Source organism: Leisingera sp. F5, from assembly GCF_001593695.1.
Window position 1 is genome coordinate 1 of the sequence record NZ_LUKH01000097.1, and the last position, 6630, is coordinate 6630.

Annotated in this window: 7 protein-coding genes and 1 pseudogene; 6 read left to right on the forward strand and 2 right to left on the reverse strand. The window is 56.2% G+C overall.

Translation table 11 applies throughout. From position 1 onward, the window contains the following. Positions 1–247, reverse strand: a pseudogene (locus A2I95_RS24485) (transposase); the annotation flags it as partial. Positions 248–493: 246 nt separating this feature from the next. After that, complete coding sequence (locus A2I95_RS24490) at positions 494–1075, reverse strand: TetR/AcrR family transcriptional regulator (RefSeq protein ID WP_291734046.1); 582 nt, start codon at positions 1073–1075, stop codon at positions 494–496. A gap of 334 nt (positions 1076–1409) precedes the next feature. Between A2I95_RS24490 and A2I95_RS24495 the strand changes: the two genes are divergently transcribed. From A2I95_RS24495 to A2I95_RS24520, 6 genes are all read left to right on the forward strand, one after another. Beyond that, entirely contained in the window at positions 1410–2258 is an 849-nt protein-coding gene (locus tag A2I95_RS24495; RefSeq protein WP_291734048.1) for a PhzF family phenazine biosynthesis isomerase, read from the forward strand. A 46-nt stretch (positions 2259–2304) separates the two neighbouring features. After that, on the forward strand, positions 2305–3309 hold the full coding sequence (locus tag A2I95_RS24500) for an AraC family transcriptional regulator (RefSeq protein WP_027257758.1): 1005 nt from the start codon (positions 2305–2307) through the stop codon (positions 3307–3309). 500 nt (positions 3310–3809) lie between these two features. Beyond that, positions 3810–4274 carry a nuclear transport factor 2 family protein gene (locus tag A2I95_RS24505; RefSeq protein ID WP_027257757.1) on the forward strand — a complete coding sequence of 155 codons (465 nt, stop codon included), beginning with the start codon at positions 3810–3812 and terminating at the stop codon, positions 4272–4274. Positions 4275–4453: 179 nt separating this feature from the next. Continuing rightward, positions 4454–5317 carry a cysteine hydrolase gene (locus A2I95_RS24510; RefSeq protein ID WP_291734054.1) on the forward strand — a complete coding sequence of 288 codons (864 nt, stop codon included), beginning with the start codon at positions 4454–4456 and terminating at the stop codon, positions 5315–5317. A gap of 36 nt (positions 5318–5353) precedes the next feature. Continuing rightward, entirely contained in the window at positions 5354–5863 is a 510-nt protein-coding gene (locus A2I95_RS24515) for a YHS domain-containing (seleno)protein (RefSeq protein WP_291734057.1), read from the forward strand. Between the two features lie 78 nt (positions 5864–5941). Then, a complete protein-coding gene (locus A2I95_RS24520; RefSeq protein ID WP_291734059.1) occupies positions 5942–6511 on the forward strand; it encodes a carboxymuconolactone decarboxylase family protein in 570 nt (189 codons plus the stop codon). The last annotated feature ends 119 nt before the right edge of the window (positions 6512–6630 follow it).

The window sequence follows — 6630 nt, forward strand, 5'->3', positions numbered from 1 at the left end:
CCGCAGCAGGCTTTCAACGAACCCGGTTCGTCTGCCGAAGCGGCATCCCGAACAACACCTTCAAGGTCAGACAGGCCTGGATCGCCGCATCGCTGAATTGCGGGTGCCGGCCGCGTTTGCCAGCCGGCCGAGGTGTCCAGATCATCTCAGGATCAAACCAGATCGACAGCGATCCACGCTGCCTCAAGCTGTCATTGCAAGACGGCCAGTTCGTGGTCTTATACTTCGTAGGGGCCCGGCTGCTCATGCGCTCCAGCTATCACGCTGGATTCACAACATGAATCCCCTCAGTTCATTTGTGCAACAAAGCCATTCGGCGCCTGAAAGCCCTTTCCGACCGATGCTGGATTTCCGTGAACGTCCGATAAGTCTGCTGAGGAAACGCTGATTTCGCCTTAGTTTTCAATCGTATTTACCTTGTAAACAATAGACATACTCTCCAGTCTCGGGGAGAACTCAAATCCCAAGTACCATTTTATAAAGCTCCGTTGGATCAAGCAGTCCTTTGTGTGCCGACCAGTCCGCTTGCAACCAGTAGGCTTGCGACGGATTTTGCTTCGCGCGCAGCCGATTCCGAATGTGACATAGCCGCAATGACAATCGCCCCTTCTTTCAACAGCAGGAATTGCCGGGCTAGGGCATGCGGGTTCTCTGCCCCGGCATGCGTTGCCAGATTCTCGAAATGGTCCACAAGCATGCGTTTGTGCGCATAGGCCTGCGCGTTGATAGCATCGTCCGGATTTTGAAATTCGGCACTTGCCTTGATGAACATACAGCCCTTGAAACCGTCTTCTAAAAACCACTCCTCAAGCGCATCGAACATTGCCAGCAACTGCCCTTGCGGCGTGTCTGCCAGTTCTTCCATCCTCCGGCATAACCAATTCCGGAATTCCTCGTCCCGCAAGCGGAGTACCGCGAGTATCAACTCGTCCTTGGTGCGAAAGTGTTTGTATATAGAGGTTTTCGACACCCCTGTCTCTTTGGCGACAAGATCCATGCCCGTCGCATGAAACCCGTTTCGGTAAAACAGCAAGAGCGCTTTTCGAATCAGTTCTGCCCGTTTGCTTTGGCTCATATCGGCCCTTCACATTGACTGATCGGTCAATATAATCGAGCGGCGCACCAGTCAAGAAAACATCTGATATTATGATGTTATTTGGAGCAAATTCGGCGTGACCAGGGGCCGTGACGGTGTGGATCGTGAATTTTTACTTGATCACGTTAACCGATCGGTTCACCCTGGTTGCGCATTTGCCGATCTGTTTAGCCGTGGATTTCCGAGGCGAGGGCATCCATCGCGCCCCGCTCGAAATTCTTGGAACAACTCGGACAATCTGACCATTGGATAACCAACATGGCCTATGCCCGGCTCAGCCCGGGCGGGGGCTGTCCAAAAGAGGAACCGCACGATGACCACGGCGGATATGACAGACGTACGCCAGGCCGCCGCTTTTTCCGAAGGTGGCGCCGGTGGAAACCCCGCAGGCGCCCTTATTGGGGACAGCCTGCCCAGCGACGCAAAGTTGCAGGCCATCGCAGGCGCTGCCGGATATTCCGATACCGCTCTTGCAGCCCCCGAGGGAGTTCACTGGCGCGTTCGTTACTTGACCCCTGATTGCGAAGTAGATTTTTGCGGTCACGCTACCATCACTGTTGGTGCGGTAATGACGGAGCTGAACGGTCCGGGCATCTATCCCCTTCAGATCAACGCAGGCGGTATCTGCGTTGCCGGGCGGTTGGATGACGCCAGGCAGTCACAGATCGAACTGTCATCGCCACCGGCGCACATCGGTCCTGTTGATGCCGCACCGCTTGAAAAGGCCCTTGCGCTCTTTGGTCTTCGCGGGGATGATCTCGACCCTCAGATACCCCCGGAAACTGCAAATGCAGGCAATGATCACCTTGTACTGGCCTTGCGTCATCGCGTGCGGCTGGCGGCCATAGTGTATGATCTGGAAGCCGGTCGGCTTCTTATGGAGCAACATGGGTTGACCATCATCAATCTGATCTGGGCTGAGGACCGGCGCCAAATCCATTCCCGAAACTCCTTTTCCATTAGCGGCGTGCCCGAAGACCCCGCCATCGAAGCCGCCGCAGCGTTCGCCGGATATTTGCGCGATCTTGGCTGGTCCTACACCGCCAGCATCGAGGTTACGCAAGGCGCCGACATGGGCATGTCCTCCAAACCAAGAGACACCATTCCGGACGAAGCCGACGCGCCGGTGCTGGTGTCGGGGACAACCCGTACAATCGAATAAGGACGCAGGGAAAAACACACGTGCAAAATGGCATGGGGAAATCGAAATGGCATCAGTGGCATCTATCTTTGCAACCACGTTAACCCGTGCGGCCGGGCTTGATCTTAATGAGGGCGGGGAGGTTTTGGGAAATGGAGAGACCCTGTACTGCCTGAACAGCCCTACGGCAGACAAAATCCCCGAAAGCGCCTATTTCGGGTTGATCGACTGGCTTCGGATACGAACGAAGGACGATCCCGAACTTGTATTCAGCTATGCACGCGAAATCCGAGGCAACGATCTTGGCGCTTTGGGTCTGGCTATAAAATCCGCACCGACTCTGAGGGAAAGTCTGCTGCGCCTTGAGCGCTATTTCCGGTTACTCACAGACACCGCCGTTTACAGCCTGAAAGAAGACACTGATCCAGTGCTGTTTGCCCTAGAGGCCCGCACACCGGATCGCCCGGCACTCCAACTTCGAGATGAATGTGCGCTTGCCGCCATTGCAGATAACATCAAAGCCTTTGGCAGCAACGATATCGAATTCGACCACGTTTCATTCAGACATGACTGCCGCGGAGATCCTGCGCTCTTCGAAGCCTTTTTCGGATGCAAGGTCCACTTTGGTGCAAGCGACAACGCGATTGCTATTACTCCGGACCTCCTCAATCAACCAAACAAATTGGGGGATCAGGGCATCTCTGACTTCCTCACCCAACACCTTGATACAGAGATCCGGCAGCTGCCCGATCCGTCCTCCCTGAAAGATGAGGTCCTGGATCATCTCGCTTCGCGCCTTAGCGAAGGGGTGCCGCAAGCTTCTGACGTGGCGATGCGTATGGGCATGAGTGAGCGCACCTTTTATCGTCGACTAGCGGATGAAAACCTGTCCTACAGGGATGTCTTACGGGATGCGCAACTGTCACTGGCGCAGGAACTGTTGGCAGACAGCAACTGCTCTATAGCAGAGGTCGCTTTTCTGACCGGGTTTTCCGAACAAAGCACATTCAGCAGGGCGTTCAAACGCTGGGTGGGCGAGGCTCCCGCGCAATTCCGTCAGCTTTCACTGTGACGTGCCAAGCACCAACCGTGATTGGCAGACAATGCCAATACCTTGGCAGAACCGGCCAATACCCAGAGCCCCCTGGCACCTAAATTGGTTTCATCAGCCACCTGAGGGATGCCAGCACTCAAGCGTCAGAACAGTCCCTGACGACGCCACGGCAGACCTCCAACCGGAGAAGCAGGAATGAGACGTCCCGTAACAACTGTCCGCCTCAACTGGCATTCATTGCCATACGTGGTTTGTTTCCCTTGCCATCGCGAACTCAGCCGTTCCCGGGCCATTCCTGCTTCGCCCCATTCACCAACCCGCAATGCCTGGAAGCCGTACAAGGGTCTGCCAAACGAAAGGGCCCTCGCAGTGGTGCTGATCTGTGGCGTCTGGTCGGCTCTCGCGACCATTGCTGAAATCATCAGGCTTGCTGAGGCAACTGCGACGGCATTCTGCCCCTTGTCGTACGCAGCACCATCTGCTCCCGCCCCATCAATACTCACCAAAAGGACAACGAAATGACCCGCCCGCCATTGCCGCCATTCACCCATGACACCGCCATCGAAAAAGTCCGCATGGCCGAAGATGGCTGGAATTCCAAAGACCCCGAAAAGGTTGCACTTGCCTATACGGCCGACAGTGTCTGGCGAAACCGCGCCACATTCATCACCGGGCGTTCCGCCATCATAAAATTCCTGACCGACAAATGGACCCGCGAACTGGATTACCGCCTGATCAAGGAACTCTGGGCCTTTACCGGCAATCGCATCGCGGTGCGGTTTGCCTATGAATGGCGCAACGACAGCGGCCAGTGGTTTCGATCCTACGGAAACGAAAACTGGGGATTCGCCGAGGACGGGCTGATGAAGTGGAGGATCGCTTCGATCAATGACCTGCCTATCGATGAAGCGCAGCGTCTGTTCCACTGGACAGATGCGACGCGCCCCCTGGGACACCAAGGTCTGACTGAATTGGGTCTCTAGACAACCTGAAGATTTGTCGCGGCTGCCGCTCTTTCCTGCGCCGATCCTGCAAGCAAGAGAACATTCAACACCAGCGACGCAGCCTCATCGGCTGCGAATAGGGAAGCTTTGTCCGAATGCCTGCGTCCTCAATGCAGAGCCACGATGCCCTGCTCCAACTTTAGCCAAGGAGACTACTCATGAATTCCGATCGCGAACATGACCACAATTGCGGGTGCGGACACACGCGCGAAAGCGTCGATCTTGCACGCCGCCGCGTGCTGGCGGGTGTTGCCGCAGCCAGCGCAGCGGGCGCTGCATCCATCATAGGCAACGCAGCGGGTGCTGCAACCGATGCGGCAAAGGCAGCATATGCGGATCCTGAAAACCCCGGTTTGCCACAGATTGACATGACCATCGAACCCGGGCGCACTGCCCTTGTAGTCACCGACCCGCAGATCGATTTTCTGTCGGAGGACGGTGTGACATGGGGTGTTGTGGGCGAAAGCGTCACGGAACAGGGGACCGTCGACAACATCGAACGCCTCTTCATTGCGGCCAAGGCGGCGGGCATGCCGGTCTTTATCTCTCCCCACTACTACTACCCCCATGACCACAAGTGGAACTTCGAGGGCACGCTGGAAGCGACGATGCACAAAATTGGCATGTTTGACCGCCCCGGACCGCTGAACCTCGACAACTTCGAAGGGTCGGGCGCCGATTGGATGCCGCAGTACAAGAAATACATCGAAGACGGCGAGACCATCGTGTGCTCCCCCCACAAGGTCTACAGCCCGGCGCAAAACGACCTGAATCTGCAGTTGCGCAAACGCGGGATCGACAAGGTGATCCTTGCGGGCATGTCCGCCAATCTTTGCACTCAGGCGCATCTCTATGACCTGCTTGAATTGGGCTACGAGGTTGCCGTTGTGCGCGACGCAACTGCGGGTGCCAAAGTGCCCGAAGGAGACGGATACCTTGCCGCACTCATCAACTTCCGCATGGTGGCCAACGGTGTCTGGTGGACCGACGACGCTGTCACTCGGATTGGAAACGGCGCCTGACCCCCGAACCCTTCATCCCGTATTCTGGAGAAGAAAATGACCAATAGCACCCTGAAATCCGTCTGTTTCTGGACAGGCACTCTAGTTTCGTCTTCTGTCATTACGCTGTCGCTTGCGACCTGTGTTTTGGCTGCCGACGAATACAGCGTCACCAACAGCCTGACCCTGACGGGCCAACCGCTGGGCATGCACGGTGTTGATCCGGTGTCGATGTTTCATGACGGGAACCCTGTAAAAGGAAACGCCGAATTCACCTCCGGATATGATGGCGTGGAGTACTACTTTGCCTCTGCGGCCGCCCAGTCCGAGTTCGACGCCGACCCGGCAGCACACTTGCCGCAATTCGGGGGTTTCTGCGCCTTTGGCGTCTTCGTTGGCAAAAAACTCGACGGGGACGTCCGTTATGCCGACATTGTCGATGGCAAGCTCTATCTCTTCGTAAATGCCGCAATTTTTGAGAAATACCTCGAAGACAAAACAGCGGTCATCGAAGGCGCCCACGCCAATTGGCCAGGCATCGTAAACACCCCTGTGAGCGAACTGTAATCCAAATTTCTCTCCCCGAACCCGACGGCTGTTGCCACGGCAATGGCCGCCGTCCCCCTTGTTCTTAAGGAAACGCCCATGACCGACTTTAAAAAACACACCGTCGAAACGGCACCCGAACCTGCCAAACCGATCCTGCAGACGGCTCTGAAAGGATACGGGTTCGTCCCGAACCTTTATGCCGCAATGGCCGAGGCTCCGACAATGCTCGAAGGGTACATGAGCCTGTCGGCTATCTTCGGAAAAACCGCTCTGTCGGAAACCGAGCGGCAGATCATCCTGATGACCAACAATCGCCTCAACGGCTGCAATTACTGCATGGCGGCGCATACAACGCTTTCGCAGATGGCCGAAGTGGACGCAGACATCATTGACGCGCTGCGCGACAACACTCCGATCGCTGACGCCAAGCTCGAGGTGCTTCGTCAGTTTGCCATTATCATCAACGAAAGCCGCGGGTGGCCCAGCGATGCGCAGTTGGATGCCTTCCTGGCGGCGGGCTACACGCAGCAAAGCGTACTGGAAGTGATCTTGGGCACCGCGCTGAAGATCCTGTCGAATTACACCAACCACGTTGCAGATACTGAGCTCGACGAAGCATTTATGCCGAATGCTTGGAAGATAACCACCCAACAAGCAACAGAATGACCAGGTTTGGCGGGTGGTGATCGTGTCGGGTCACCTGAATTAGTCTCGATGTGATCTGACACCGCCCCCTTCTCAGCACGCTGAACTGGGGGCGGCGCATCTCTTGAAGGAGATGATGG